Raw genomic sequence first — 26,295 nt, forward strand, 5'->3', positions numbered from 1 at the left:
GGGGGCCCTTTCGATTGCGTCGGAGCCGGCTGATCGCCGTCGGATGGGGGTCCGAGGCGACGATCCGCTGGTCACGGCAGCTGTCGCCGCGCGGCGCTTCGATCAGGCGGGGACGTTCGCCCCGTAGCCGAGGTCGCGCAGGGCCTGCTTGATCCTGGTCTGTGCGTCGTCGAGTGATTCCGGGGCCGGATTCGGATCCGCGCCGGAAATATCGAAGTTGCCCATGGTGAAGGCCGGGAAGACGTGTACGTGCAGGTGGGGAACCTCCAGCCCGGCGATCAGCAGACCGGCCCGGGGCGCGTCGAACGCCGCCCGCACGGCCTGCCCGACCTTCTGCGCCACGCCGTTGAGGCGGGCGAAGACCTCGGGGTCGATATCCTGCCACTGGTCGATTTCCTTGCGGGGGACCACCAGGGTGTGCCCCTGGGTCACCGGCGCGATGGTGAGGAACCCGACGAATTCGTCGTCCTCCCAGACGAACCGGCCCGGCAGATCCCCGGCGATGATCGCACTGAAAACAGAAGCCATACGGTGAGCTTATGGCGCGCCGGGGCCGGCCCGACAGAGCCGGGTGCCCTACACGCCGACGAAGTGCGACAGAATGCCCTGGACCTCGTAGATGTCGACCTGGCGGTTGAACCGCTTCTGCAGGGGTGTGTCGGAACCGGAGATCCACACCAGCAGTTCGGCGTCCAGGTCGAAGGTGCCCGCGGTTTCCACCGAGAAATGAGTGATCGCGCGGTACGGGATGCTGTGATAGCTCACCTTCCGGCCGGACAAACCCTGCTTGTCGACGAGGATGAGACGGCGATTGGTGAACAGCATGGCGTCGCGGACCAGGATGTAGGCCGAATAGATCTGTTCGCCGTTGCCCAGTAGCCGCTGGAATTCCTGTTGTGCCTGCGCCGGTTCCATTTGCCCGGCGTTACCCATGATTCCGTCCATCAGGCCCATGATCGTCCTCCCGTCCGCGCGTTTACCCCGGCGGGCCGGCGCGCGAGTTACCCACCCGCTTCGGGTGTTTCATCACCATCATCCACAAGACGGCGCGGGCGGGCGCCGACCGGCGGGAACACGCTGGTACCGGTGCTGCGCGACCGGGGAACCCGGACGTGCAGGAGAGCAGGGCCCGGGTCCTCCGGCAGCTTTCAGACCGTGGCAGCCGAGACCCTCCTGCGTGCAGCGGTGAGCGTCCGGCACTGCGCAGCCGGGTTCCCGGCACGCTCTAAGCTGTCCGGGTGCGAGTACTCGTCATCGGTTCCGGAGCCCGTGAACACGCCCTCGTCCTTGCGCTGCGCCGTGACCCGGCGGTGAGTGCGCTCATCGCGGCACCGGGCAACGCCGGTATCGCCCAGCACGCCCAGGTGCGGCCGGTGGACGCCGGATCCGCGGAGGCCGTGGCCGCGCTGGCGCGGGAGGTGGCTGCGGATCTGGTGGTGATCGGTCCCGAGGTACCGCTGGTCCTGGGCGTGGCCGATGCCGTGCGGGCGGCCGGTATCGCCTGTTTCGGCCCGTCGGCCGAGGCCGCCCGGATCGAGGGTTCGAAGGCGTTCGCCAAGGATGTGATGGCCGCGGCCGGCGTACGGACCGCGCACAGCGAGGTCGTGGATACCCCGGCCGAACTGGATGCCGCGCTGGATCGTTTCGGCCCGACCTGGGTGGTGAAGGACGACGGCTTGGCCGCCGGTAAGGGTGTCGTGGTCACCCAGGATCGCCTGGCCGCCCGCGATCATGCTGCCGAACTGCTCGAACAAGGGCATCCGGTGCTGCTGGAATCTTTCCTCGACGGTCCGGAGGTTTCGCTGTTCTGCCTGGTGGACGGGGAGACGGTGGTGCCGTTGCTGCCGGCGCAGGACCACAAGCGGGTGGGCGACGGGGATACCGGGCCCAATACCGGCGGGATGGGCGCGTATACGCCACTGCCGTGGCTGCCCGACAGGATGGTCACGCAGATCGTCGACGAGGTGGTGGCCCCGGTCGCCGCCGAAATGGTCCGGCGCGGTTGCGCTTTCAGCGGTCTGCTGTACGCCGGCCTGGCGATGGGCGCGGCGGGCCCGGCGGTGGTGGAATTCAATTGCCGCTTCGGGGATCCGGAGACGCAGGCGGTGCTGGCCCTGCTGGACAGTCCGCTGGGCGAGCTGCTGTTCGCCACCGCGACGGGCACTCTGGCCGAGACGCCGGCACCGCGCTGGCACGGTGGGGCGGCGGTCACGGTGGTGCTGGCCGCGGAGAACTATCCGGGGCGGCCGCGTACCGGTGATGTGATCACCGGGGCGAGCGATGCGGCGACCGATGATCCGGCGACCGTTCTGCATGCGGGGACATCGCAGCGTGCGGACGGTGCGCTGGTGTCGGCGGGTGGCCGGGTGCTGAGCATCGTCGGCACGGGTGTGGATCTGACGGCGGCGCGTGCGGCGGCCTACGACCGGCTGGCCGGGATCAAACTGCCCGGCAGCCACTACCGCTCGGATATCGGGCTCGCCGCGGTCGAGGGCCGCATAGAGCTCTGACTCTCAGGACGCACGTTTGCCGGACAGCCGGGGCGTCCGAGGCTGAATCTCCGAGGTGCGCGACGCCGGCCTTCCAAAGGCCGTGGCGTCGCGACCCGGGATCCGGGGCGGGTCAGTATGCCCCGAAGACGTTATCGATCGAGCCGTAGCGGGCCGCGGCATAGTTGCAGGCCGCTGCGATATTCGCGACCGGATCGTAGATATCCCACGAGGTGCCTTCCACGTGGTAGGCGGCGAAAGTGGGGTCGATGACCTGCATGAGCCCCTTCGAGGGGATGCCGGCCGCGGCATTGGAATCCCAGAGGTTGATCGCGTGCGGGTTCCCGCCGGATTCCCGCATGGCGGTGCGGTGGATGCCCTCGTAGCTCGCCGGGATACCGCGCTGGCCGAGGATATGCAGCGCGTTACGGATCCAGCCGTCCAGATTGTCGGGGAAGCTCGGTGGCAGGAGCTGCGGTAGCGGTTGCGGCAGCGGCTGGACGAACTGTTGTAACTGATCCCGCTGTGGTTGCGGCAGCTGCTGTTGCCACTGCTGGGCCTGCTGTTGCAGTTGCTGCGCGGGGCCTTGCAGCTCCGCGGGCACACCGGCAATCGGGGTTTCGGCTGCAGCCTGCACGGGCACCGCGAGGGCGGCGGCGACAATGGCCAGGGGCAACAGTTTTCGTAGATACATAACGAACTCCGGCAGCGCGGGATCCACGCCGCCGCGATATCGCCGGCGCCGTTGTTGCGCTGTTTCCTTTTGTGATTGCGTTGTGGGATCCGATGGTTCAGTTGTTCGCGGCCAGTGACGCGGTATCCCGTGCGCCGATGGTGTCGGCGGTGGTGGGGCGGCGGGATATTCGGACGAATATCTTTGCCGCGATATGCAGGCTTGCGCTCTGTTCTCTGGCGAATCACAGAATGATTGCGAAAGGTTAATAAAAGGTGAACCAGTAGCGAACTGATGGTTCTATTCTGCTGAGAGAAACCGCTTTACCTGCGAATTCTGAGTTATCGATCACATTGCGAGGGGCGGTGGGGTGTGCCCGGTTACGGGTACCGGATATTTGCCCGGTGGGAGATCAGCCGTATGAAAGGCCGTGCAGCGCCAGCCAGCGCTGCGGATCCACATGCTGTCCGTTCATGATGATCTCGAAATGCAGATGTGGACCGGTCGAATCACCGCGATTTCCCATCCGGGCGATCTGCATCCCCGCGGGCACACGCTCGCCGACCGAAACGAAGAAATCGTACATATGGCCGTAAACGGAAATGGTGCCGTCGTTGTGCCGGATCCGTACCCACAGGCCGAATCCCTGGGCCGGGCCCGCATCGATGACCGTCCCATCGGCAACGGCATAGATTGGCGTGCCGATCGGCCCGGCAACATCGATACCGCGGTGGTAGGTACCCCAGCGGCTGCCGAAGCCGGAGGTGAATGTGCCGGGAGCGGGGAGAACGAAACCGCCGGGCCCGGGCGGGATGGCGCCGGGCGGAAGCGCGCCCTCGGGAGCCGGTGCGCTGTTGATCCACGGTTGGTCCTGACCCGCCGCCGCAGCCGCGGCCTCCGCTTTCGCCCGCTCCAGGGTCGCGCGGGCGGCGGCGGCCACCACGGCCTGTTCGCGAAGCCGCTCACCGTTGGCGATGGCGTCGAGATAGCGGCGTACCGAGGGCACCGGTGTGGACAGTTTCAGCGGGTGGGCGACCGCGACGCGGTGGGCGATACCGGGCGCGGGGGGCTGCTCGGTTACCAGGAGGCCCGTCCCCGCATCCCCGGCGGCCAGCAGGAGGGTGAGCGCCAGGCCGCCCAACAGGAAGCGATGCCGCCGCGCGGAATCGGCGATATCCTGCGCCGACGGGCGGCGGTCGAGGAGTTCGGTGAGCTCCGCGCGGGTCGGTACCCGGTAGCGCAGCGCGGTGAGCTGCCGACGGGTCCACCGGTACGCGGCGGCCGACTGCTGTCGGAACGTTGGGCGGGCTTCTCGGGCCTGCGCTGCGCGTTTCCGCCAGTCGGGCGCGATGAGTCGGCCACCGCCGAGTACCACCGCATGCCCCAGGGGTATCCGCCGACCAGGGGCCGCTGGTGGATTGTCGCCATCCTGATTACCGGTGCCCGCCGCGGCCTCCGGCTCGACAGAGCTCGCCTGGGCCCCTGCGTCTCGATTCTCGGCGCAGGTTTCGGCCGGCGGGGTTTCGGTGTGTGGTCCGCTCGGCCGAGGCCGGGCGGGCGACCTTCCCGTGGGGGAGTGTCCGACGCCGGCATCGATGCGGTCGGCGGAGTCAATGGAGTTCGGGGCGCGGCGGGTGGCCGTCGAGCTCGGGCGGATCGTCCGGCTCCAGCTACGCCGGAGGAACCCGGGACCGCTACCGGAAGCGGTGGGACCGGGCTCGGCGGATGGCGGGCCGGCGGCCGGCCGGCTGGCCTTGTCGAGCATCAGAGCAGACCATAGCCGTCGAAGCGTCCGAAGCGGTGTTCTACCGTCGGTCGGGTGTCCACTGAATCTCGGCGCTCGACCATTCCACCTTTTTACGTGATGGATGTCTGGAAAGCCGCCGCCGAACGCGCCCGAACGCACGGTGATGTGCTGAGCCTGGCCGCGGGCCAGCCCTCCACCCCGGCTCCGGCGCCGGTGCTGCGTGCCACGAAGGCGGCGATCGATGCCGAATTATTCGGCTACACCGAGACTTTCGGCATCTTGCAGTTACGTGAGGCCATCGCGGACCATCACCGGCGCACCTACGGTTACCCGGTCGATCCGGACGATGTCGTGGTCACCACCGGGTCGTCGGGGGCCTTCACGCTGATCTTCCTGGCGGCCTTCGACCCCGGCGACACGGTGGTGGTCGCGCGGCCGGGCTATCCGGCCTACCGCAACACGCTGACAGCGCTGGGCTGCCGGGTGGTGGAACTGGACTGCCGCGCCGAAACGCGGTTCCAGCCCACCGTCGCGATGCTGGACAGCCTGCCCGAAGCGCCGCGCGGGTTGATCGTGGCCAGCCCGGCCAACCCGACCGGCACCATGATCGAACCCGCCGAACTCGCCGCGGTGGCCCGCTGGTGCGATGCGCACGGCACCCTGCTGATCTCCGACGAGATCTATCACGGCATCACCTATGGCGGGGAGCGCACCGCCTCGGCGTGGGAGACCTCCCGGTCGGCGGTGGTGATCGGATCGGTATCGAAGTACTTCTCGATGACCGGCTGGCGACTGGGCTGGATGCTGGCTCCCGCGGTGATCCGGCCGGCGCTGCAACGGCTGGCGTCGAATATGACCGTCTGCCCGCCGGCGATCTCACAGTACGCGGCGGTGCACGCCTTCGACACCGAGTCCCGGGCCGAGCTGGACGGCCATGTGCGGCGGTACGCGACCAACCGCCGGATCCTGCTGGACGGGCTGGCCGTGCTCGGGATCACCGATCTCGCCCCCGCCGACGGCGCCTTCTACGCCTACGCCGATATCGGCCACCTCACCGACGATTCGATGGCGTGGTGCGCGGACGTACTGGCGCATACCGGGGTGGCGCTGGCGCCCGGCCTCGATTTCGACACCGTGAACGGGAACCGGACCGTCCGCCTCTCCTTCGCCGGAGCCACCGCAGACATCGAAACGGCGCTCACCCGCCTGGGCAGTTATCTGCAACAGCGGGCTTGACACAATCTCTCTGCCCGGCAACAACTTTGCACAGTACGACACCATCACTGCGAGGATGCGGTAGAAACATCGATGGTTGTTTCCCCTTTCCCTCATTTCGCACGGATGTACTGATGACGACTGGCACGATGGCACGGTGATAACCGCGACGACTCCGAAAGGTGAACGGCGTCGCCAGGCGCTGGTGGCTGCGGCCGCCGAACTACTGCTCGAAGGCGGTTTCGATGCGGTGCGGCACCGATCGGTCGCGACCCGCGCCGAACTCCCGCTGGCTTCGACGACGTACTACTTCGAATCGCTCGAGGATCTGATCGCACGCGCCGTGGAGTTCAGCGGTAACGCCGAACTCGAGGCGATGCGGCGGCGCGTCGGTGAAGTGACCCACCGCCGCCGCGGCGCGGAGGCGACCGTCGATCTGGTGCTCGACCTGCTGATCGGCTCCGACGGGGTCGACGACGGTGCGCGCGGCCGGTTGATCGCCCGCTACGAGCGCACCGTCGCCTCCGCGCGGCATCCCGAGCTACGCGAGGTCCAGCTCCGACTACGCGGGCAGCTCGACGAGCTGCTTGCCGATGTGCTGCGCCGATCCGACCGGATCGTGCGGCCCGAACAACTTCGCAGGCTGGTCGCGGTGGTCGACGGCGCGGCGGTCGCCGCCCTGAGCGAACCCGACCCGCAACCGCGGCGGCTGGCCCGCGGAGCGCTGCTGGAGGTCATCGATATCGTCGCTCCGGCGACGCACCAGCCGATGGACCGGTACCGGTCATTAGACTGACCGGACGTGACCTCCGACCTGATCCCCAACGTCCTCGCCACCCGCTATGCCAGCCCGCAGCTGGTGCATCTGTGGTCTCCCGAGCACAAGATCGTGCTCGAGCGGCGGTTGTGGCTGGAGGTGTTGCGCGCCCAGTCCGAGCTGGGTGTCGAGGTCCCGCCCGGAGTGGTCGCGGACTACGAGCGCGTCGTCGAACAGGTCGACCTGGCGTCGATCTCCGAACGCGAGCGGGTGACCCGTCACGATGTGAAGGCCCGGATCGAGGAATTCAACGCCCTCGCCGGCCACGAACACGTACACAAGGGGATGACCAGCCGCGATCTCACCGAGAACGTCGAACAGCTGCAGATCCGGCTGTCGCTGGAACATATCCACGCGCACGGGGTCGCGGTCGCCGCCCGGCTCGCCGAACGCGCCGCCCAGTACCAGGCCCTGGTGATGGCGGGCCGTTCGCACAATGTCGCCGCGCAGGCCACCACCCTCGGTAAACGTTTCGCCTCGGCCGCCGACGAACTGCTCATCGGACTCACCCGGCTGCGCGAACTGATCGAGCGCTATCCGCTGCGCGGGATCAAGGGCCCGATGGGGACCGCGCAGGACATGCTGGACCTGCTCGGCGGTGACGCCGCGAAACTGGCCGCTCTGGAGCAGCAGGTGGCGCGGCATCTCGGCTTCACCAGTGTGTTCACCAGCGTGGGCCAGATCTATCCGCGTTCGCTGGATCACGATGTGCTCTCCGCGCTGGTACAGATCGGCGCCGCGCAGTCCTCGCTGGCACACACCATCCGGCTGATGGCGGGACACGAGCTGGTCACCGAGGGCTTCCAGCCCGGGCAGGTGGGCAGTTCGGCCATGCCGCACAAGATGAACACCCGGTCCTGTGAACGCGTCAACGGGTTGCAGGTGGTGCTGCGCGGGTACGGGTCGATGGCGGCCGAACTCGCGGGTGCGCAGTGGAACGAAGGCGATGTGTTCTGCTCGGTGGTGCGCCGGGTCGCGCTGCCGGACGCGTTCTTCGCCCTCGACGGTATGACCGAAACCTTCCTGACCGTGCTCGCCGAATTCGGCGCCTACCCGGCGGTGGTCGCCCGCGAACTGGATCGCTACCTGCCGTTCCTGGCCACCACACGCATCCTGATGGCAGCGGTCCGCGCCGGGGTCGGGCGGGAAGCGGCCCATGAGGTGATCAAGGAACACGCGGTCGCGGTGGCGCTGGCAATGCGCGAACAGGGTCGCGAACCCGATCTGCTGGACCGCCTCGCGACCGACGACCGTCTCCCGCTGGATCGTGCCGCACTGGACGCGGCACTGGCGGACAAGTCGGCGTTCATCGGCGCGGCCGACGCGCAGGTCGCCGAGGTGGTCGCCCAGGTCGGGAAGTTGACCGACGCCTATCCCGAGGCCGCCCGTTACACGCCCGCACCCATCCTCTGAAGGGCCTGCCACGGCACACACACGATCGTGTAGTTCAGGCGCATCGGTAGTCCGGCGGCCCGGCGGCGGCGCTCGCCCCCGGGCGGCGATGCCCAGGCATACGCGACAGGGCCGGAGGCCGGGGCCTACTGCGGGCCGAAAAGATCAACGTTCGGAGCGCGGACCGGTAACCGGCCCGATCGGAGTGGTCGGTCGCCGACCGTACGGCCGCTGCACCGGCTGGATCCGGGGCGCCGGCCGGTGCCGGATGCTGAACGGCCGGGTCCGGTTCTCGGGCGTTCGGGCCGGGGCACATAGTGGCGCTATGGATCCGTATTCGATTTTCGCCGACATCATCGCCGGGCGGGCGCCGGCCAGCCGGGTATACGAGGACGACGATGTGCTCGCTTTCATGGATATCCGGCCGCTGACACCGGGGCATCTGCTGGTCGTTCCGAAGGTGCCGGCCCGGAATCTCGGTGAGCTGGACCCGGAAATCGGGGGCAAGTTGTTCAAGGTGGGGCAGCGGCTGGCGGCGGCGCTGCGGGCGAGCGAAGTGGCGTGTGACGGCGTGAACTTCTTCCTCGCCGACGGTGTCACCGCAGGCCAGGAGGTTTTCCACGTCCATCTGCACGTTATCCCGCGGACTCCCGGAGATGGGTTCGGGCTGCGGGCGCGTCCGCGGACGCCGCCGCGCGCCGACCTGGACTACCTCGCCGGTTCCATCCGGGGCGCTCTGGAGCGGCGCCGGGCGTGATTCCCACTGCCGGAGCGGTTTCACGGGGACGGGCGTCCGGGGACACGTAAGGTCGTGTATCAATAACTATTGGAACGTTTGCTGTTCGAATGCTGAATGCCGACATGATCGCCGGGGCATGATGGTGAGAGTTGGCCTACGCCGAGTTCTGGGTGGGGATACGGAGGTGTGGACGTGCGGTTGTTCCGATTAGCTGTACTCATGCTGGCGGTGATCGGATCGGTCGCCGGCCTTCCTGTTCTCCGGCCGGCTCCGGCGGCAGCGGCCGAGGTCGTCGGAATCGACGCACTGAGCCCCACCCGGTCGGCGATGTTCATCTCCTCCCCCGCGATGAACCAGGTCGTGCAGGTGCAGGTGCTGCATCCGGCCGGTGGCGGTTCGCGGCCCAGCTACTACCTGCTCGACGGGCTGGACCCGGGGGTCGGGCAGAGCACCTGGACCAATGCCACCGATGCGGAGGCCTTCTTCCGGGGCAAGAACGTGAACGTGGTGCTACCGGTCGGCGGGAAGGCCAGCTACTACACGAATTGGCAGCGGGAAGATCCGGCACTGGGCCACTACCAGTGGGAAACCTTCCTCACGCAGGAACTGCCGCCGCTCGTCGACGGCCATTTCTCCGGTAACGGGGTGAACGCGATCGGCGGCCTGTCCATGGGCGGGCATGCCGCCTATATCCTCGCGGCCCGGCATCCGGCGCTGTACACCACGGTCGCCGGGTACAGCGCCTGCCCGGACACGGGGATGGCCACCGGCGCGGTGCAGTTCTCGATCATCACCCGTGGCGGCAACCCCGACAATATGTGGGGCCCGGGCGGCAGTCCGGCATGGGCGGCCCACGATCCGGCGCTCATGCTCGACCGGTTGCGCGGTAAAACCCTGTACCTGTCCACCGGGACGGGGCTGCCCGGGCCACACGAACTCGAATTGAAACCGCAGCTACCGGAGAACATCGTGCTCGGCGGCCCGATCGAGTTCGCGGTCGATACCTGTGTGATCGCCTTCGAGCGGCGGGCGCGGGCGGCCGGTGTGCCGATCCGGGTCGATTACAGCCCGGTCGGCACCCATTCCTGGTCGTATTGGAACGACCACCTCAAGGCGTCCTGGCCGGTCGTCGGCCGCGCGATCGGGGCATAGGGCCGGGCCGCTACGGTGGTGCCATGGCTGACACTGGTGGTCCGATGACCGAGGCGGTGACGGCGCCGACGGCGAAGACGGTGCCGCAGGAGCGAGTGCATCACGGCGATCGTTTCGTCGACGAATACGAGTGGCTGCGGGACAAGGACAACCCGGAGGTCATTGCCTACCTGGAGGCCGAGAACGCCTACACCGAGGCGCAGACCGCGCAGCTGGCCCCGCTACGGGAGAAGATCTTCGACGAGATCAAATCCCGCACCCAGGAAACCGATCTGTCGGTACCCACCCGGCTGGGCGAGTACTGGTACTACTCGCGCAGCTTCGAGGGGAAGCAGTACGGCGTGCAGTGCCGCTGCCCGATCGACGCTGCCGCGGCCGGTATCGACGCCTGGACCCCGCCGAAGCTCGAGGCCGATACCGAGATCCCCGGCGAACAGGTGCTGCTGGACAGCAACGAGCTGGCCGAGGGGCACGATTTCTTCGCCCTCGGCGCGTTCTCGGTGAGCCATGACGGCAACCTGCTGGCCTTCTCGGTGGATACGGCGGGCGACGAGCGCTACACGCTGCGGTTCAAGGATCTGCGCACCGGCGAACTGCTCGGCGACGAGATCGAGCGGGCCGCGCCGGGCGCCACCTGGTCACTCGACGGCAGCCATGTCTTCTATCAGACGGTCGACGAATCGTGGCGGCCCGATACCGTTTGGCGCCATCGGCTCGGCAGCGGCACCGACACCGATGTCAAGGTCTTCCACGAACCGGACGAGCGGTACTGGGTGAGTATCGGCGGCACCCGGTCCGAGAAGTACCTGATGATCTGGGTGGGCTCCAAGATCACCACCGAGGGCTGGGTGCTGGAATCGGATAACCCGACCGGCGAGTTCCGGGTGCTGCTGCCCCGGCGGGAGGGCGTGGAGTACGCCGCCGAACACGCTGTGGTGGCGGGACAGGACCGGTTCCTGATCCTGCACAACGACGTCGTGGACGGGGTGAAGGCAGAGAACTTCGTCCTGGCCGAGGCCCCGGCCGACGATCCCGCACAACTGCGCACACTCATCGGGCACCGCGACGATGTGCGGCTCGAGGATATCGACGCGTTCGCCGGGCAGCTGGTGCTCAGCTACCGCCGCGAGGCGCTGCCGCGGGTGGCGGTATGGCCGCTGGGCCCGGACGGTTACGGCGAGCTGCACGAGATCGAATTCGATCTCGAGCTCTACAGTGCCGGGCTCGGCTCCTGCCCGGAATGGGATCAGCCCACCCTGCGGGTCGGGTTGACCTCGTTCATCACCCCGACTCAGGTTTTCGACTATGTGGTGGAGACCGGGGAACTGCTGCTGCGCAAGGAGCAGCCCGTGCTCGGCGGCTACGACGCCGGAGACTATGTACAACACCGTGATTGGGCCGAGGCCGCGGACGGCACCCGGATTCCGATCTCGATCGTCGCCCGCCGCGATACCGACCTGAGTACCGGCCCGAAACCGTTGCTGCTCTACGGGTACGGCTCCTACGAGGCCAGTATGGACCCCGGATTCTCGGTCTCGCGGCTATCGCTGCTCGACCGCGGAATGGTGTTCGCCATCGCCCATGTGCGCGGCGGCGGTGAGATGGGCCGGCTCTGGTACGAGAACGGCAAAACCCTCACCAAGAAGAACACATTCACCGATTTCGTCGACTGTGCACGGCATCTCGTGGACAACGCGACCACATCGGCGGACCGGATGATCGCCGACGGCGGCAGCGCGGGCGGCCTGCTGGTGGGTGCGGTGGCGAATATGGCGCCGGAACTCTTCGCAGGGGTACTGGCCAATGTGCCGTTCGTCGACCCGCTGACCTCCATCCTCGACCCCTCGCTCCCGCTGACCGTGATCGAATGGGACGAATGGGGAAACCCGTTGGCGGACAAGGACGTCTACGAATACATGAAATCGTATTCGCCCTACGAGAACGTGGTGGCCCAGGACTATCCGGCTATTCTCGCGATCACCAGCATCAACGACACCCGGGTACTGTACGTGGAACCGGCGAAATGGGTCGCGAAACTCCGCGCCACCAAAACCGGTGATGCGCCGCTGCTGCTCAAAACCGAGATGAGCGCGGGGCACGGCGGGGTCAGCGGACGGTACGAGAAATGGCGTGAGGTCGCGTTCGAATACGCCTGGGTACTCGACACCGTAGGTGCCGGGGACCGGTAGCCGGCGGCGCCCGTTGCACCGGCTCGCCATCCCGGCACACCGTTCTCCTCCTCGCAGAGATGTGGGGTCGCGACGCCGGCGCTCCTCTCGGTACGCGCGTCGGAGCGACGGCTACCGGACCGTGTCCGGATGTTCGCCCGGCGGTCATGCCTGCTGCACGGGTTGGTCACCGGACCTGCATGTATAGGTCATCGGTATTGCATACGGCCGTCACCTGAAGCTGCCACCGTTGGTACATGAACGCTGAGCTACTCGTATCGGTGTCCGGGATCCGGGAGTCCACCCGAGACGCGGCGATCGGGTTCGCCGAGGAGATGGATCAGCGCGGTGTGCGGTTGTCGCTGCTGGTGGCGCCCCGGCTGAAGGGTAAATACCGGCTGGCCGACGACTCCACCACACAGATCTGGCTGCGCAGCCGCCGGGAGCGCGGGGACGCCGTCGTACTGCACGGTTACGACCAGGCCGCCACCAAACGGCGTCGCGCCGAATTCGCGACCCTGCCCCGGCACGAGGCGTTGCTGCGGCTCACCGCAGCCGACCGGGCGATGGAACAGGTGGGGTTGCGTACCCGGCTGTTCGCGGCTCCGCGCTGGGATGTCTCGGCGGGCGCCGTCGCGGCGCTGCCCGAACTGGGGTTCCGGGTATCGCTGGGGTTGACCGGTATTCACGATCTGCAACGCAATACCGTGCAGAAGGCGCGGGTCTACGGCATCGGCGAAGGTTTCCGGGCCGAACCGTGGTGGTGCCGGGCCCTGGTGCTCGGCGCGGCCCGGACCGCTCGGCGTGGCGGGGTGTTGCGGCTGGCGGTCTCGGCTGCGCAGTTGGGGCGGCCCGGTCCGCGGCAGGCGATGCTGGATGCGGTCGATCTCGCGCTTTATCACGGGGCGCGCAGTGAGGTGTACCGCTGGGAAGTCGTCGCCGCGGTGCGCGCGGCCTGAGACTCCGCCCCCCCCCGGTAGGCGGTAACGGGGGCGGCGGGGTGCCGGTGGGGGGTTGGTTAGGGCGTGGGCGGTTCCAGAGCGGCCAGCCCGGGTCGATTCCGGCGGGGGTGGCCGCGCGTGGGGGTCCCCCGGGGGCAGGGGGCCCCGGGGGGGCGCGGGCCCTCCCCCCCCCCCCCCCCTTCCCCGCCCACCCGGGGGGGGCCGGGTTCCGGTTGGGGAGTGGTTCTCGGCTTGCGCGGTACCTGAGCGGCCTGCCGGTGTCTTTCCGGGCGGTGTTGCCGTCGCGTACGTCGCCCGGGGAATCGAGATAGCGGAGGGTCGGTGTTCCTTGGCGGGGGCTTGTGAGGTCGGGGTTGACCATTCGTGAACGGGCGGGCTGTGATTTTGGAGGCGCTCCGCGCCTCGAGGGTGGGGCCCTTTCGGGCCCGGTTCTTCACTCCCGCCGGGGGGGGGGGGGGGGCCCCCCCCCCGGGGGGGGCCCCCCCCCGGGGGGGCCCCCCCCGGGGGGGGGGTTGGTTGGGGGGGGGGGGGTGTTTGGGGGGGGGGGGGGGTGGGTGGGGGGGGTGGGGGGGGGCCGTGGGGGCCCGGGTTCTTCACTCCCGGCGGGCGCTCCAGACCGGGGCGGGCCCCACCCCTGGGGTGGTGGACCGTCCGGAGAGGTGGGGAGGGGGTGGTCGGTGTCGGGGATCGGGATGGTTCGGGCTGCGCCGAGAGCGGGCGGGGTGCGATGTTGCCGGGTCAGAAGGAGGTGGTGTTTTCGGGGCGTAGGGTTTTGAACTCTGTTTCGGCCTTGCGCATTTCGTCCAGGCGGCTGAAGTACACGCCCCAGGCGGGTTCGGCGATGATTCCGTAGTGGATCGGGAACGCGACCCGCGGCGCTACCGAACGCAGGTAGTCGACAGCTTCGCTGATCTTCATCCACGGTGCCGCGGCGGGGACCGCCAGCACATCCACGGGGGTGGAGGGGACCCAGAGCGAATCGCCCGGGTGGACGAACCGGGTGGGGTTGTCGGTGCTGCCGAGCTGGAACACGGTGTTGTCGACGACCGGGAGCTCGGGATGGATCACCGCGTGCCGGCCGCCGCCGCCGGTGATCCGCAACTCGCCGAGCTCGATCACATTGCCCGCGTGCACCGCCTCCCACGGACCCTCCTGCAACTCGGCGGTCTGCGGGTCCGACAGCAGGCGGGCGCCGGGGTTGGCGGAGATCAGCGCCTCGATCCGGTTCGGATCGATATGGTCGGCGTGCTGATGGGTGACGGCGATGGCGTCCAATCCGGTGAGGCCCTCGAAACCGTGCGAGAACGCGCCGGGATCGAAGAGAACCTTCTTACCGTGCAGTTCGACGAGTACGCAGGAGTGACCGAAGTGGGCTACATGCATACCCTCAGGCTAGTACCGCGCGGCTGGTTCACCTCACCCGCCGCGAGCGCCGGTAGTCGCGGCAATTAGGCTGCTCAGGTAACCCCATCAGCGTTCCGGCCCGTTGCAGCGCCGGGCGCAGCTCACCCCTTTTCGTGAGGAGCAACCCGTGGCACGTGTCGTGGTCGAGGTGATGCCGAAGGCCGAGATCCTGGATCCGCAGGGGCAGGCCATAGCCGGCGCGCTACCGCGCCTGGGATTCGAAGGCGTCACCGATGTCCGGCAGGGCAAACGGTTCGAACTCGAGGTCGGCGACGATATGAGCGACGACCAGATCGCGGCGATCGCGGAATCGCTGCTGGCCAACACCGTGATCGAGGACTGGAAGGTGGTGCGCGTCTCGTGACCGCCCGTATCGGGGTCATCACCTTCCCGGGCACCCTCGACGATGTGGACGCCGCCCGCGCCGTCCGGCTGGCCGGTGCCGAGGCCGTGAACCTCTGGCATGGCGACGCCGACCTCAAAGGTGTGGACGCGGTCGTGGTCCCCGGTGGTTTCTCCTACGGCGACTATCTGCGCTGCGGTGCCATCGCCCGGTTCGCCCCCGTGATGGGCACCGTGATCGAGGCCGCCGGAAAAGGTATGCCGGTACTCGGTATCTGTAACGGTTTCCAGGTGCTGTGCGAGGCCGGGCTGCTGCCGGGTGCGCTCACCCGCAACGAGGGCCTGCATTTCATCTGCCGCGACCAGTGGCTGCGCGTCGAGGCCACCGATACCGCCTGGTCCTCCCGCTACGAACCCGGCGCCCAGATCCTGGTTCCGCTGAAATCGGGGGAGGGCCGCTACCAGGCCTCGCAGTCGGTACTCGACGAACTCGAGGGTGAAGGCCGGGTGGTGTTCCGCTACGAAGGCGACAACCCCAACGGCTCACAGCGTTCGATCGCGGGTATCGCCTCGGCGAACAAGCGGATCGTGGGGCTCATGCCGCACCCGGAACACGCCACCGAAGCGCTCACCGGTCCGAGCGACGACGGGCTGGGGTTGTTCCTGTCCGCCCTGGACGTGCTCGTCGGTTCCTGACAGGCGCGGCGCCGGGCCGGAACCCGCGGCGCCGCAGGCGCCCCGGAAAGACACAACATAGGGTCGTCTCATGCCGAGTTCTGCTGTTGCGGCTTCGGCCGCGGGTTTGTGTGCCTTCATCGACGCCTCGCCGTCGCCGTTTCATGTCTGCCGGACGATTGCCGAGCAGTTGGACGCCGACGGGTTCGTTCGTCTCGACGAGACGCAGCCCTGGCCCAGTGCGGGCGGGCGGTACTACATCGTGCGCGGTGGGTCGCTGGTTGCCTGGGCCGATCCCGCGCAGTCCGGTCCGTTCCGGGTGGTCGGGGCGCATACCGACAGCCCCAACCTGCGGGTCAAACAGCACCCCGATCTGTCGGTGGCCGGATGGCAGCTGGTGCGGCTGGAGCCGTACGGCGGGGCCTGGCTGAATTCGTGGCTGGATCGGGAGCTGGGTATTTCCGGGCGACTCAGTGTGCGTGAGGGCAACGGTCTGGCCGAGCGGCTGGTGCGGATCGACGAGCCGATCCTGCGCGTCCCGCAGCTGGCCATTCATCTTTCCGAGGACCGGCGCGGGGTCACGCTCGACCCGCAGCGCCATGTGAACGCGATCTGGGGTGTGGGTAGCGAACCCGCGTCCTTCCTGGATTATGTGGCCGAAGCCGCGGGGGTGGATCCGGTGGCGGTGCTCGGGTGGGAGCTGATGACCCACGACCTGGCGGCGAGCCGGGTGATCGGCGCCGGTCAGGACCTGATCAGCGCACCGCGACTGGACAACCAGGGCACCTGCTACGCCGGTCTGCAGGCGTTCCGCACGGCGGTGGACAGTCCGGGCGGCGCGGTTCCGGTGCTCGCGGTATTCGATCACGAGGAAGTAGGCAGCCAATCCGATCGCGGCGCCCAGTCCGAGCTGCTGCCCACGGTCCTGGAACGGATCGTGCTCGCGCGTGGCGGTGGCCGTGCCGATTTCCTGGCTGCGATGGCGGGGTCGGTCTGCGCCTCCGGTGATATGGCCCATGCCACCCACCCGAACTATCCGGAACGCCACGAACCCGCACACGGGATCGCGATCAACGGCGGACCGGTGCTCAAGGTCAACCAGAATCTGCGCTATGCGACCGATGCGGTCGGCGCGGGTGCGTTCGCGCTGGCCTGCGCGCAGGCGGGCGTCCCCATGCAGCGGTATGTGCATCGGGCCGATCTGCCGTGTGGATCCACCATCGGCCCCATGACCGCTGCCCGCACCGGTATGCCGACCGTGGATATCGGCGCACCGCAGCTGGCGATGCATTCCGCACGCGAGATGATGGGCGCCGCCGATATCAGCGCCTACGCTGCTGCGCTGGCCGCCTTCCTCGCGCCCCGGGACTGACCCCGGCGGACCGCCGACCGCCCCTACGGGCTGGTTCGCGGCTGAGCCCGGCCGTTTCAGTGGTTTTCGAGAGCGGCCGGTCACGGCCCGGTGGCCGGGGTGTCGGCGGCGATGGGGTCGGGAACGTGCACGGCGCAGGTGAACGTAAGATTCGTGCTGGATCAAACCTGTCGGGGCCCCGCCGTCGAGGCCCTGTGTTCCGGCCCCACCCGTATGTCCGATATCCCGCGGCGTCGACGCGAAAAAGCAGCCGTGGAATGCGCGGACGCGAGATGCGGACCGGAGCCCGCGCGCGCCGGCGCGCCAACCTACGAAAGGATCCTGGTAATCCCGTGACTGAGCAGGTCGATACGGTCGCCACCGCCGCCGCACATCCGGATACGCCGCAGCCGTACGCCGAGCTCGGCCTCAAGGACGACGAATACGCCCGGATCCGGGACATCCTGGGTCGCCGGCCCACCGACGCCGAACTGGCCATGTACTCGGTGATGTGGAGCGAGCACTGCTCCTACAAGTCCTCGAAGGTGCATCTGCGCTATTTCGGGCAAACCACCACCGAGGAGATGCGCGCCTCGATGCTCGCGGGTATCGGTGAGAACGCGGGTGTGGTCGATATCGGTGACGGCTGGGCGGTCACCTTCAAGGTGGAGAGCCACAACCATCCGTCGTATGTCGAGCCGTATCAGGGCGCGGCCACCGGTGTCGGCGGGATCGTCCGCGACATCATGGCGATGGGGGCGCGGCCGATCGCGGTCATGGATCAGCTGCGGTTCGGCGCCGCGGATGCCGCGGATACCCGCCGGGTGGTCGACGGTGTGGTGCGCGGTATCGGCGGGTACGGCAACTCGCTGGGTCTGCCGAATATCGGCGGCGAGACCGTGTTCGACGCCTCCTATCAGGGCAATCCGCTGGTGAACGCGCTGTGCGCGGGTGCCATGCGGGTGGAGGATCTGCATCTGGCGTTCGCGTCCGGTGCCGGTAACAAGATCATCCTGTTCGGTGCGCGGACCGGTCTCGACGGTATCGGCGGTGTCTCGGTACTGGCCTCGGATACCTTCTCCGGCGACGAATCCGGCACCGGTCGCAAGAAGCTGCCGAGCGTGCAGGTCGGCGACCCCTTCACCGAGAAGGTCCTCATCGAATGCTGTCTCGAGCTGTACCATGCCGGACTGGTCGTCGGTATCCAGGATCTCGGCGGCGCCGGACTGTCCTGCGCGACCTCCGAACTGGCCGCCGCGGGTGACGGCGGTATGCGGATCGAACTGGACCGGGTCCCGTTGCGGGCCGCCGATATGACCCCGGCCGAAATCCTGTCCAGCGAATCGCAGGAACGGATGTGCGCGGTGGTCACGCCGGAGAACGTCGAGGCGTTCCTGGCGGTCTGTGCCAAATGGGATGTCCTGGCCACGGTGATCGGTGAGGTCACCGACGGTGAGCGACTCGAGGTCACCTGGCACGGGGAGACCGTGGTGGATGTGCCGCCGCGCACCGTGGCGCACGAGGGGCCGGTATACGAGCGCCCCGTGCAGCGTCCCGGCACCCAGGACGCCCTCAACGCCGATACCCCGGACAACCTGCCCCGGCCGAAAACCGCCGACGAACTGCGCGACACCCTGCTGAAGATGGTGTCCAGCCCGCAGCTGTGCAGCCGCCGCTGGATCACCGAACAGTACGACCGCTACGTCCGCGGTAACACCGTCCTCGCCGAATACGCCGACGCCGGCGTGATCCGGGTGGACGAGACAACCGGGCGCGGAATCGCGCTGGCCACCGACGCCAACGGTCACTACACCAAGCTCGACCCCTACACCGGCGCACGACTGGCGCTGGCCGAGGCGTACCGCAATGTCGCCACCACCGGCGCCACCCCGAAGGCCGTCACCAACTGCCTGAATTTCGGGTCGCCGGAGGATCCCGGCGTGATGTGGCAGTTCCAGCAGGCCGTGCGCGGGCTCGCCGACGGCTGCGCCGAACTCGGCATCCCGGTGACCGGCGGCAATGTCAGCTTCTACAACCAGACCGGCGAGAACGCCATCCTGCCGACCCCCGTGGTGGGTGTGCTCGGTGTGATCGACGATGTGCACCGGCGTATTCCGACCGGTCTCGGCCTGGAGCCGGGGGAGACCCTGATCCTGCTCGGCGATACCCGCGACGAATTCGGTGGTTCGGTCTGGGCGCAGGTCGCGCACGATCATCTGGGCGGGCTGCCGCCGCAGGTGGATCTCGCCCGGGAGAAGTTGCTGGCGGAGGTGCTCACCGCGGGTTCGCGTGACGGCATGATCAGCGCCGCCCACGATCTGTCCGAGGGCGGTCTGGCGCAGGCCGTGGTCGAGGCCGCGCTGGCCGGCGAAACCGGCTGCCGCATCCTGCTGCCGGAGGACGCCGACCCGTTCGTCACGCTGTTCTCCGAATCGGCGGGCCGGGTACTGGTCGCGGTGCCGCGGTCGGAAGAGACCCGGTTCACCCGGATGTGCACCGCCCGCGAACTGCCGTGGGTGCGGATCGGGGTGGTGGACCAAGGCGCGGATTCGATCGAGGTACAGGGCCAGTTCTCGGTGCCGATGACCGAACTCCGCGCCGCCTACGAGGGCACGCTGCCGGCCCTTTTCGGCGGCCACGCCTGATTCCGGGGCGGGCGTGCCACGCCGGGGGTGACCCGAGCCACCCGCCGGTAGCGGTTCCGCCCGCCATACTGGATAGGTGCTGGAGACCGCGGACACAGTGACCCGATTGCGGTCGCGCTGTATCGCGGTGATCGAGCGAGTCGAGCGGATCGTCGACCTGAACTATGTGGGTCTGGTGGTCGCGACGGTGTTCTTCGCGCTGTCGGTGACGCCGTCGCTGCTACCGCGCGACTGGATGTTCCAGGGTCTGATCAGTGGAATCAACGCGGCCATCGGCTACGGCGTGGGGTGTCTGCTGGAATGGCTGTTCCGGTTGTGGATCCGGCCCCGGCTCGCCCGGATTCCCGCCCCGCCCCGCTGGACTCGGTACGCGCTGAAGTCCGCGGTACTGCTCAGCGCCGCGCTGGGGGCCGCCTACATGCTCGTCCAGTCGGCGCACTGGCAGCGGGAAATCGCGGCGTTGATGGGGATGGAAGGCACCACGACCCCGGCGTATCTGCGGACCGGCGGGTTGAGCCTGGCCATCGGCATCCTCGTCGTCGCCGCGTATCGCACCGTGCGCGAACTCATCCTCTTCTTCGCCCGGCAGTTGAACCGCTGGGTGCGGATACCGCGGGAGCTGGCGCCCTCGGCCGGGGCGCTGGTGCTGGTCCTGCTGGTGGTGACCCTGTTCAACGGTGTGGCCACCCGCGCTTTCTTCGCCGTCGCCAATTCCGCGTTCAGCGTTCGTAACGACACCACCTCCGAGTATGCGAGCCCACCACAGCTGCCGGAACGGTCCGGCAGCCCGGATTCGCTGGCGGCGTGGGACACCCTCGGCTTCGAGGGCCGCTGGTTCGTTTCGCACGGTCCGAGCGCGGAACGGATCTCCTGGGTCACCGGCCGCCCGGCCCGCGAACCGATCCGCGCCTATATAGGGCTCGAGTCTGTCGCCGATACCGAGCAGACCCAGGCCGAACTCGCCGTCGCCGAACTGGAACGAACCGGTGCCTTCGATCGCGAGGCGCTGGTCGTGGTCACCACCACCGGCACGGGCTGGGTCAATTCCATGGCGGCCAACGCGATCGAGTACATGTACGGCGGCGATACCGCCATCGTGGCCACCCAGTACTCGTATCTGCCCAGCGCACTGTCCTTCCTGGCCGACCGCGGCAAGGCTGCCGCCGCCGGCCGCGAACTGTTCGACGCGGTATACGAACGGACCCGCACCCGCGCGCCCGAAGACCGGCCGAAACTGCTGGTGTACGGGGAAAGTCTCGGTTCGCAAGGGTCGGAGGCCGCGTTCGACGGACTGGCCGATCTGCGTGCGAAGGTCGACGGCGCGCTCTGGGTCGGCCCGCCCAACTCCAACCGGCTGTGGCAGCAATTCGTCAGCCGCCGCGACCCGGGCTCCCCGGAGACGCGGCCGGTGTACGCCGACGGGCTGGTGATCCGGTTCGCCACCGACGCCGCCGATCTCGCCCGCCCCGGCCCGGAATGGCGGGCCCCGCGGATTGCCTATCTGCAACATGCCTCCGACCCGATCGTCTGGTGGTCGACGGATCTCCTCTTCAGCCGGCCGGACTGGCTGTCCGAGCCGCGCGGCGTGGATGTCTCCCCGCGGATGCGCTGGGCGCCGCTGGTCACGTTCTGGCAGGTCTCCGCGGACCTCACGAACGCCCAGGGTGTCCGGGACGGGCACGGACACCGATACGGGAGCCTCGTCATGGACGCCTGGGCCGCGGTCGCTCGCCCGCCCGGCTGGAACCCCGAACTGGCCGAACGGGTCAGGCTCGAGATCGAGGCATACGAGGCCTACGAGCGCGAGCTGAAATGAGAATCCGGGTCGTCGCCGCACTGGCCGCGCCGCTGCTGTGGAACAACTGGCTGCTGCCGCGGCTCGGGCTGGATCGCCGCGGCCGGACCGCTGCCGGTGCCCTCGCGGCGACCGGATACGCAATTGCGTTGCGCAGCCGCCCGAACTGGTTCTCCGCGCGCGGAGCCGGTGTCGGGATCGGCTGCGCCGCGCTGGTTGCGGCCGGGTACGCGGTGGCGTTCGCGGTACCTGCCGTGCGCCGCTCGCTGTCCGGGCCGGGAGACCGCGCGGCGGATGTGAGCACTGTGGAGTGGGTCGCGGTGCATATCCCGCTCGGCACCGCCTACACCGAAGAACTGATCTTCCGCGCCACCCTGGACCCGTTGCTGGACAGGGAATTAGGAACGCTTGCCGGCATCGTCTCGGGCAGCGCGGCGTTCGGACTGTGGCATATCCATCCCGCCCGCACCGCGGGCGACAGCGTGCTCGGCACAGTGATTTTCACCGGCGCCGCCGGGGCGGTGTTCGGCATGTTGCGCCGGTGGACGGGCAGCGCCACCGCGCCCGCCCTGCTGCATTGGGCGGTGAATGCGGGCGGTGCCGTGTTCGCCCGGCTCGACTCCGTTCGCGTGGCGCCGGTTTCATCCGTTTCCGGCGGGCGCGGCCGTCGCGAAAGTGACACACTTCGCCGGTGAGGTTGATCGACAGCGACGGATACGGTGTGGAGCTCACGGTTGCCGGATATCAGTTTCCGGACCATATCGATCCGCGAATCAGGTACAGCTGGCTGATAATCGCCGGAACCGCGAACTGCCCCGAGGGGAACTGGTCCTTCCGCTGGCAGGCATTGACCCTCGACGATGCGGTCGAACTGGCCGAATGGCTACGGCGTATCGCCGCCGCCGAACCCGGCGACCCGCTACCGGAGCCCGCGCGGCTCGAGTTCACCGAACCCAATCTGAGCTTCACCGCCCTGTCCGCCGCCGGTGCGGTGGAATTGCGGATCGGCCTGGACCTCGAATTCTCGCCGCCCTGGAACCGGCGCGTGGCGGCAGGCGAGCCCACCGTTGTCGCCGCGCGGCTCGGCCAGGCGGAACTGGCGGCCGCGGCCGCGGATCTCGAGGCCGAAATGGGCAGTTATCTGCCACCCGGTGGCCGGCTGCTCGGCCGCGTTCGCTGACTCGCGGGCCGGGTTGCGCCAGAAGTGCTACGCCGGGTGATATCGCCCACGTTGCGCCCGGCCGTCCACGAGGCTTATGGGCCGCGGCCCTGGCAGGTGCCGCGGACGGGATGCTCCGGCAGGCATATCGTGACGGAACGCGCGGCCGGACCCCACTGTTCATGCAGGTGAAGGGCAGGTTGATCGAGTGTGGCGGTTTGCCGGCTCGGGGTTGCCCGCGCGCGTGGCGAAGTTGCTGGGATCGCGATTCGACCGGTCCGACCGCGCTTGCTGTCGAGGTGCTGATCCGATGCCGCTTCCGGGACATGCACCCGTAGAATGTCGGTTGCCCCCCACACCCGCCCGACCAGGGAGCGCACGGTGACCCTCGCCGACCGATCGGCCCTCAGCAATCCCACCGCAACCGAGGAGACGGAGAACCCGCCTCGTGAGGAATGCGGAGTCTTCGGAGTCTGGGCTCCGGGGGAGGACGTGGCCAAACTCACCTACTACGGCCTGTATGCGTTGCAGCACCGCGGTCAGGAGGCGGCGGGTATCGCGGTCTCCGACGGGTCGCAGGTGCTGGTCTTCAAAGATCTCGGCCTGGTGAGCCAGGTTTTCGACGAGCAAACCCTCGCCGCCATGCCCGGCCATGTCGCTGTCGGCCACTGCCGGTATTCGACCACCGGCGCCACCACCTGGGAGAACGCACAGCCGATCTTCCGGACCACCGCCGTCGGCTCCGGGCTCGCGCTCGGCCACAACGGCAACCTGGTCAACACTGCCGAATTGGCCGACCGGGCGCGTGAACTCGGCCTGGTCGGCGGCCCCGGTCGTCCCGGCGCCGTCTCGGCCACCTCCGATTCCGATGTGATGACCGCCCTGCTGGCCCATGCCGCCGCCGATTCGAGTATCGAGCAGGCCGCGATGGAGTTGCTGCCCACCGTGCGCGGCGCGTTCTGCCTGACCTTCATGGACGAGCACACCCTCTACGCCGCCCGCGACCCGCACGGCGTGCGTCCGCTGGTCCTCGGCCGGCTGGACCGGGGCTGGGTCGTCGCCAGCGAAACCGCCGCCCTCGATATCGTGGGCGCTTCCTTCGTCCGCGAGATCGAGCCCGGGGAACTGCTGGCCATCGACGCCGACGGCGTGCGGTCGCTGCGTTTCGCCAACCCCGAACCCAAGGGGTGCGTATTCGAATACGTGTACCTGGCCCGTCCGGACAGTGCTATAGCCGGGCGTTCCGTCCATGCGACGCGGGTCGAGATCGGCCGCCGCCTCGCCGGTGAACACCCCGTCGACGCCGACCTGGTGATTCCCGTCCCGGAATCCGGTACACCGGCCGCGGTGGGCTACGCCCAGGGCTCCGGTGTGCCCTACGGGCAGGGCCTGATGAAGAACGCCTACGTCGGCCGCACCTTCATCCAGCCCAGCCAGACCATCCGGCAACTCGGAATCCGGTTGAAACTCAACCCCTTGCGTGAGGTGATCCGGGGTAAGCGGCTGATCGTGGTCGACGATTCCATCGTCCGCGGTAACACCCAGCGTGCCCTGATCCGGATGCTGCGCGAAGCGGGCGCCCTCGAGATTCATGTCCGGATCGCTTCGCCACCGGTCAAGTGGCCGTGTTTCTACGGAATCGATTTCGCCTCCCGTGCGGAACTGGTCGCCAACAACGCGGGTACCGACCCGGACGGCCCCGCCGGTACCCCCGCCGACCCGGCGGCGCTGCACGAAATGGTCGAGGGCGTACGCCGGTCCATCGGCGCCGACACCCTGGGCTACATCTCGCTCGACGGCATGATCGCCGCCACCGAACAGCCCAGTTCCCGGCTGTGTGCCGCATGTTTCGACGGCCACTACCCGATCCCGTTGCCCACCGAAGCCTCCATCGGCAAGAACCTCCTGGAATTCGGCGGCCGCTCCCCGGGCCTGCTCACCGAGAACGCCAACGCCAGCGCCCTCAGCCGGCCGTAGCACGGCCCGGTCGCCGGCCGTCTCCGGCGGTGCCTGGGTTCGGCCCGCACGCAAACCTAGGGGTAGCACCCCGCGCGCCGGAGCCGCGCCATAGACTCAGACCAGGCAATTATCCGCGGATTCGGTTTGGAGCTTCCCCCGACAATGACTGAGCAGAACGCTACCGGTGCCGGTGCCTCCTATGCCGAAGCCGGCGTGGATATCGAGGCGGGTGACCGGGCCGTCGAGTTGTTCGCGCCGCTGGCGCGTAAGGCCACCCGCCCCGAGGTACAGGGCGGGCTGGGTGGTTTCGCCGGGCTGTTCGCGCTGAAGAAGAACTATCGGGAGCCTCTGCTCGCCTCCTCCACCGACGGTGTGGGCACCAAGATTGCGGTCGCGCAGGCGATGGACAAGCACGACACCGTCGGCCTGGATCTGGTGGCCATGGTCGTCGACGATCTGGTGGTGTGCGGTGCCGAACCACTGTTCCTGCAGGATTACATCGCGGTCGGCAAGGTGGTGCCGGAACGGGTCGCCGAATTGGTCTCCGGTATCGCCGAGGGGTGTGTGCGCGCCGGGTGCGCGTTGCTGGGCGGGGAAACCGCCGAACACCCGGGGATGATGGGCGCCCAGGATTACGATCTGTCGGCCACCGGCGTCGGTGTGGTGGAGGCCGATGAACTCCTCGGCCCGGACCGGGTACGCCCCGGCGATGTGGTGATCGCCATGGGATCGTCCGGTCTGCATTCCAACGGCTACAGCCTGGCACGCAAGGTGCTGCTGGAGATCGACCGGATGGCGTTGAGCGGGCATGTGGAAGAGTTCGGCCGCACCCTCGGTGAGGAACTGCTGGAACCGACCCGGATCTACGCCAAGGACTGCCTGGCGCTGATCGCCGAGACCGATGTCCGCACCTTCGCGCATATCACCGGCGGTGGCCTGGCGGCCAACCTGGCGCGGGTACTGCCGGCCGGGCTGGTGGCCGAACTGGACCGCGGATCGTGGAGCCCGGCACCGGTGTTCAAGATGATCGCGCAACGGGGCCGCGTGGACCGGGCCGAGATGGAGAAGACGTTCAACATGGGCGTCGGAATGGTGGCCGTGGTGGCCCCCGAGGACGTCGACCGGGCGCTGGCCGTGCTCACCGCACGCCATATCGAATGCTGGACACTGGGTACGGTGAAGAAAGCCAAGGACGCCGATGCACCGCGTACGGTCCTCCTGGGCGACCATCCCCGTTTCTGAGTCGATCCGGTAGCCCGGGTCTGAGCATGTGTTCCCTGCGTTCGCGGCGGCGGCCGCCGCGATTGTGGGAACGATCGGGCGGCACCGGCGGTTCATGCGCGGCCGGGTTGTGGTCTCGGCGCCCGGCCCGGCCCGCGGTAAGCGGTAAGTAGGCCGGCCGGGCCGATCCGCAGATGCCGGGCGACCGCGCCTGGGATCTTTCCGCCGCGCTCGTATCGTGCCCGACTGTCCGGGCGCGGTGATCGAGATAGGCACCGGTACGCGGGTGGCCCCGGCGGGTGTAGTCGCCCGGCCGGCAAACCGGGTTGCCCGGGAAACGAGACGACGGACCCCATAGCCGCGTGAGCAGCACCGCTCGACCGTAACGTG

At 68.5% G+C, this 26,295-nt stretch carries 22 protein-coding genes; 17 read left to right on the top strand and 5 right to left on the bottom strand.

Going from position 1 to position 26,295, the window contains the following annotated elements; translation table 11 throughout:
- Positions 1–102: 102 nt before the first annotated feature.
- The gene (locus QH196_RS15880) at positions 103–528 is read right to left on the bottom strand and encodes an HIT family protein (protein ID WP_280416568.1); all 426 of its coding nucleotides are present in this window, start codon (positions 526–528) and stop codon (positions 103–105) included.
- A gap of 48 nt (positions 529–576) precedes the next feature.
- A complete protein-coding gene (locus QH196_RS15885) occupies positions 577–954 on the bottom strand; it encodes a PH domain-containing protein (protein WP_280416569.1) in 378 nt (125 codons plus the stop codon).
- A 284-nt stretch (positions 955–1,238) separates the two neighbouring features.
- On the opposite strand from QH196_RS15885, the gene purD reads away from it, so the two are divergent.
- Entirely contained in the window at positions 1,239–2,510 is a 1,272-nt protein-coding gene (gene purD, locus QH196_RS15890) for a phosphoribosylamine--glycine ligase (RefSeq protein ID WP_280416570.1), read from the top strand.
- 112 nt (positions 2,511–2,622) lie between these two features.
- Here purD and QH196_RS15895 read toward each other — a convergent pair whose 3' ends face one another.
- Both QH196_RS15895 and QH196_RS15900 read right to left on the bottom strand, forming a co-directional pair.
- Positions 2,623–3,210: a transglycosylase SLT domain-containing protein gene (locus QH196_RS15895; protein WP_280416571.1), complete on the bottom strand. Its 588-nt coding sequence runs from the start codon at positions 3,208–3,210 to the stop codon at positions 2,623–2,625.
- A 364-nt stretch (positions 3,211–3,574) separates the two neighbouring features.
- Complete coding sequence (locus QH196_RS15900) at positions 3,575–4,537, bottom strand: M23 family metallopeptidase (RefSeq protein ID WP_280416572.1); 963 nt, start codon at positions 4,535–4,537, stop codon at positions 3,575–3,577.
- Between the two features lie 444 nt (positions 4,538–4,981).
- Here QH196_RS15900 and QH196_RS15905 point away from each other — a divergent pair, with 444 nt between their 5' ends.
- From QH196_RS15905 to QH196_RS15935, 7 genes are all read left to right on the top strand, one after another.
- A complete protein-coding gene (locus QH196_RS15905; protein WP_280416573.1) occupies positions 4,982–6,145 on the top strand; it encodes a pyridoxal phosphate-dependent aminotransferase in 1,164 nt (387 codons plus the stop codon).
- Positions 6,146–6,281: 136 nt separating this feature from the next.
- Positions 6,282–6,920 (top strand): TetR/AcrR family transcriptional regulator, encoded by a 639-nt coding sequence (locus tag QH196_RS15910; protein WP_033244076.1) that lies wholly within the window; start codon positions 6,282–6,284, stop codon positions 6,918–6,920.
- A gap of 6 nt (positions 6,921–6,926) precedes the next feature.
- The gene (purB, locus tag QH196_RS15915; RefSeq protein WP_280416574.1) at positions 6,927–8,354 is read left to right on the top strand and encodes an adenylosuccinate lyase; all 1,428 of its coding nucleotides are present in this window, start codon (positions 6,927–6,929) and stop codon (positions 8,352–8,354) included.
- A gap of 304 nt (positions 8,355–8,658) precedes the next feature.
- Positions 8,659–9,090, top strand: a complete 432-nt coding sequence (locus QH196_RS15920; protein WP_280416575.1) for an HIT family protein — start codon at positions 8,659–8,661, stop codon at positions 9,088–9,090.
- A 201-nt stretch (positions 9,091–9,291) separates the two neighbouring features.
- Positions 9,292–10,224: an alpha/beta hydrolase family protein gene (locus QH196_RS15925; protein WP_280416597.1), complete on the top strand. Its 933-nt coding sequence runs from the start codon at positions 9,292–9,294 to the stop codon at positions 10,222–10,224.
- 23 nt (positions 10,225–10,247) lie between these two features.
- Positions 10,248–12,413, top strand: a complete 2,166-nt coding sequence (locus QH196_RS15930; RefSeq protein ID WP_280416576.1) for a S9 family peptidase — start codon at positions 10,248–10,250, stop codon at positions 12,411–12,413.
- Between the two features lie 236 nt (positions 12,414–12,649).
- Positions 12,650–13,351, top strand: coding sequence for a DUF2334 domain-containing protein (locus QH196_RS15935; RefSeq protein ID WP_280416577.1), 702 nt, complete (start codon positions 12,650–12,652; stop codon positions 13,349–13,351).
- A gap of 741 nt (positions 13,352–14,092) precedes the next feature.
- Here the strand turns inward: QH196_RS15935 and QH196_RS15940 are convergent.
- Positions 14,093–14,737, bottom strand: a complete 645-nt coding sequence (locus QH196_RS15940; protein ID WP_280416578.1) for an MBL fold metallo-hydrolase — start codon at positions 14,735–14,737, stop codon at positions 14,093–14,095.
- 148 nt (positions 14,738–14,885) lie between these two features.
- Here QH196_RS15940 and purS point away from each other — a divergent pair, with 148 nt between their 5' ends.
- The 9 genes from purS to purM all read left to right on the top strand — a co-directional run bounded on the left by purS (position 14,886) and on the right by purM (position 25,926).
- Positions 14,886–15,122 carry a phosphoribosylformylglycinamidine synthase subunit PurS gene (purS, locus tag QH196_RS15945; protein ID WP_033244081.1) on the top strand — a complete coding sequence of 79 codons (237 nt, stop codon included), beginning with the start codon at positions 14,886–14,888 and terminating at the stop codon, positions 15,120–15,122.
- On the top strand, positions 15,119–15,796 hold the full coding sequence (gene purQ, locus QH196_RS15950) for a phosphoribosylformylglycinamidine synthase subunit PurQ (RefSeq protein ID WP_280416579.1): 678 nt from the start codon (positions 15,119–15,121) through the stop codon (positions 15,794–15,796). The genes purS and purQ overlap by 4 nt, the downstream gene beginning before the upstream one ends.
- Before the next feature lie 70 nt (positions 15,797–15,866).
- Positions 15,867–17,147, top strand: coding sequence for a M18 family aminopeptidase (locus QH196_RS15955; RefSeq protein WP_280416580.1), 1,281 nt, complete (start codon positions 15,867–15,869; stop codon positions 17,145–17,147).
- 332 nt (positions 17,148–17,479) lie between these two features.
- Positions 17,480–19,771, top strand: coding sequence for a phosphoribosylformylglycinamidine synthase subunit PurL (gene purL / locus QH196_RS15960; protein ID WP_280416581.1), 2,292 nt, complete (start codon positions 17,480–17,482; stop codon positions 19,769–19,771).
- 76 nt (positions 19,772–19,847) lie between these two features.
- Positions 19,848–21,587, top strand: a complete 1,740-nt coding sequence (locus QH196_RS15965; RefSeq protein WP_280416582.1) for an alpha/beta hydrolase — start codon at positions 19,848–19,850, stop codon at positions 21,585–21,587.
- Positions 21,584–22,261 (top strand): CPBP family intramembrane glutamic endopeptidase, encoded by a 678-nt coding sequence (locus tag QH196_RS15970; RefSeq protein ID WP_280416583.1) that lies wholly within the window; start codon positions 21,584–21,586, stop codon positions 22,259–22,261. Before QH196_RS15965 ends, QH196_RS15970 begins: the two co-directional genes overlap by 4 nt.
- Positions 22,258–22,746 (top strand): WapI family immunity protein, encoded by a 489-nt coding sequence (locus tag QH196_RS15975; protein ID WP_280416584.1) that lies wholly within the window; start codon positions 22,258–22,260, stop codon positions 22,744–22,746. The genes QH196_RS15970 and QH196_RS15975 overlap by 4 nt, the downstream gene beginning before the upstream one ends.
- Positions 22,747–23,106: 360 nt before the next feature.
- Positions 23,107–24,702: an amidophosphoribosyltransferase gene (gene purF / locus QH196_RS15980; RefSeq protein WP_280416585.1), complete on the top strand. Its 1,596-nt coding sequence runs from the start codon at positions 23,107–23,109 to the stop codon at positions 24,700–24,702.
- 144 nt (positions 24,703–24,846) lie between these two features.
- Positions 24,847–25,926 (top strand): phosphoribosylformylglycinamidine cyclo-ligase, encoded by a 1,080-nt coding sequence (purM, locus tag QH196_RS15985; RefSeq protein ID WP_280416586.1) that lies wholly within the window; start codon positions 24,847–24,849, stop codon positions 25,924–25,926.
- Positions 25,927–26,295: the final 369 nt, after the last annotated feature.

The organism is Nocardia carnea (assembly GCF_029868325.1).
GTDB classification, from domain to species: domain Bacteria; phylum Actinomycetota; class Actinomycetes; order Mycobacteriales; family Mycobacteriaceae; genus Nocardia; species Nocardia carnea_C.

Bases quoted from the DNA above. Each gene is read 5' to 3' on its own strand.
- QH196_RS15880 (WP_280416568.1), bottom strand. From the start codon at position 528: ATGGCTTCTGTTTTCAGTGCGATCATCGCCGGGGATCTGCCGGGCCGG.
- QH196_RS15885 (WP_280416569.1), bottom strand. From the start codon at position 954: ATGGGCCTGATGGACGGAATCATGGGTAACGCCGGGCAAATGGAACCG.
- QH196_RS15920 (WP_280416575.1), top strand. From the start codon at position 8,659: ATGGATCCGTATTCGATTTTCGCCGACATCATCGCCGGGCGGGCGCCG.
- QH196_RS15925 (WP_280416597.1), top strand. From the start codon at position 9,292: ATGCTGGCGGTGATCGGATCGGTCGCCGGCCTTCCTGTTCTCCGGCCG.
- QH196_RS15930 (WP_280416576.1), top strand. From the start codon at position 10,248: ATGGCTGACACTGGTGGTCCGATGACCGAGGCGGTGACGGCGCCGACG.
- QH196_RS15935 (WP_280416577.1), top strand. From the start codon at position 12,650: ATGAACGCTGAGCTACTCGTATCGGTGTCCGGGATCCGGGAGTCCACC.
- QH196_RS15940 (WP_280416578.1), bottom strand. From the start codon at position 14,737: ATGCATGTAGCCCACTTCGGTCACTCCTGCGTACTCGTCGAACTGCAC.
- QH196_RS15955 (WP_280416580.1), top strand. From the start codon at position 15,867: ATGCCGAGTTCTGCTGTTGCGGCTTCGGCCGCGGGTTTGTGTGCCTTC.
- QH196_RS15970 (WP_280416583.1), top strand. From the start codon at position 21,584: ATGAGAATCCGGGTCGTCGCCGCACTGGCCGCGCCGCTGCTGTGGAAC.
- purM (WP_280416586.1), top strand. From the start codon at position 24,847: ATGACTGAGCAGAACGCTACCGGTGCCGGTGCCTCCTATGCCGAAGCC.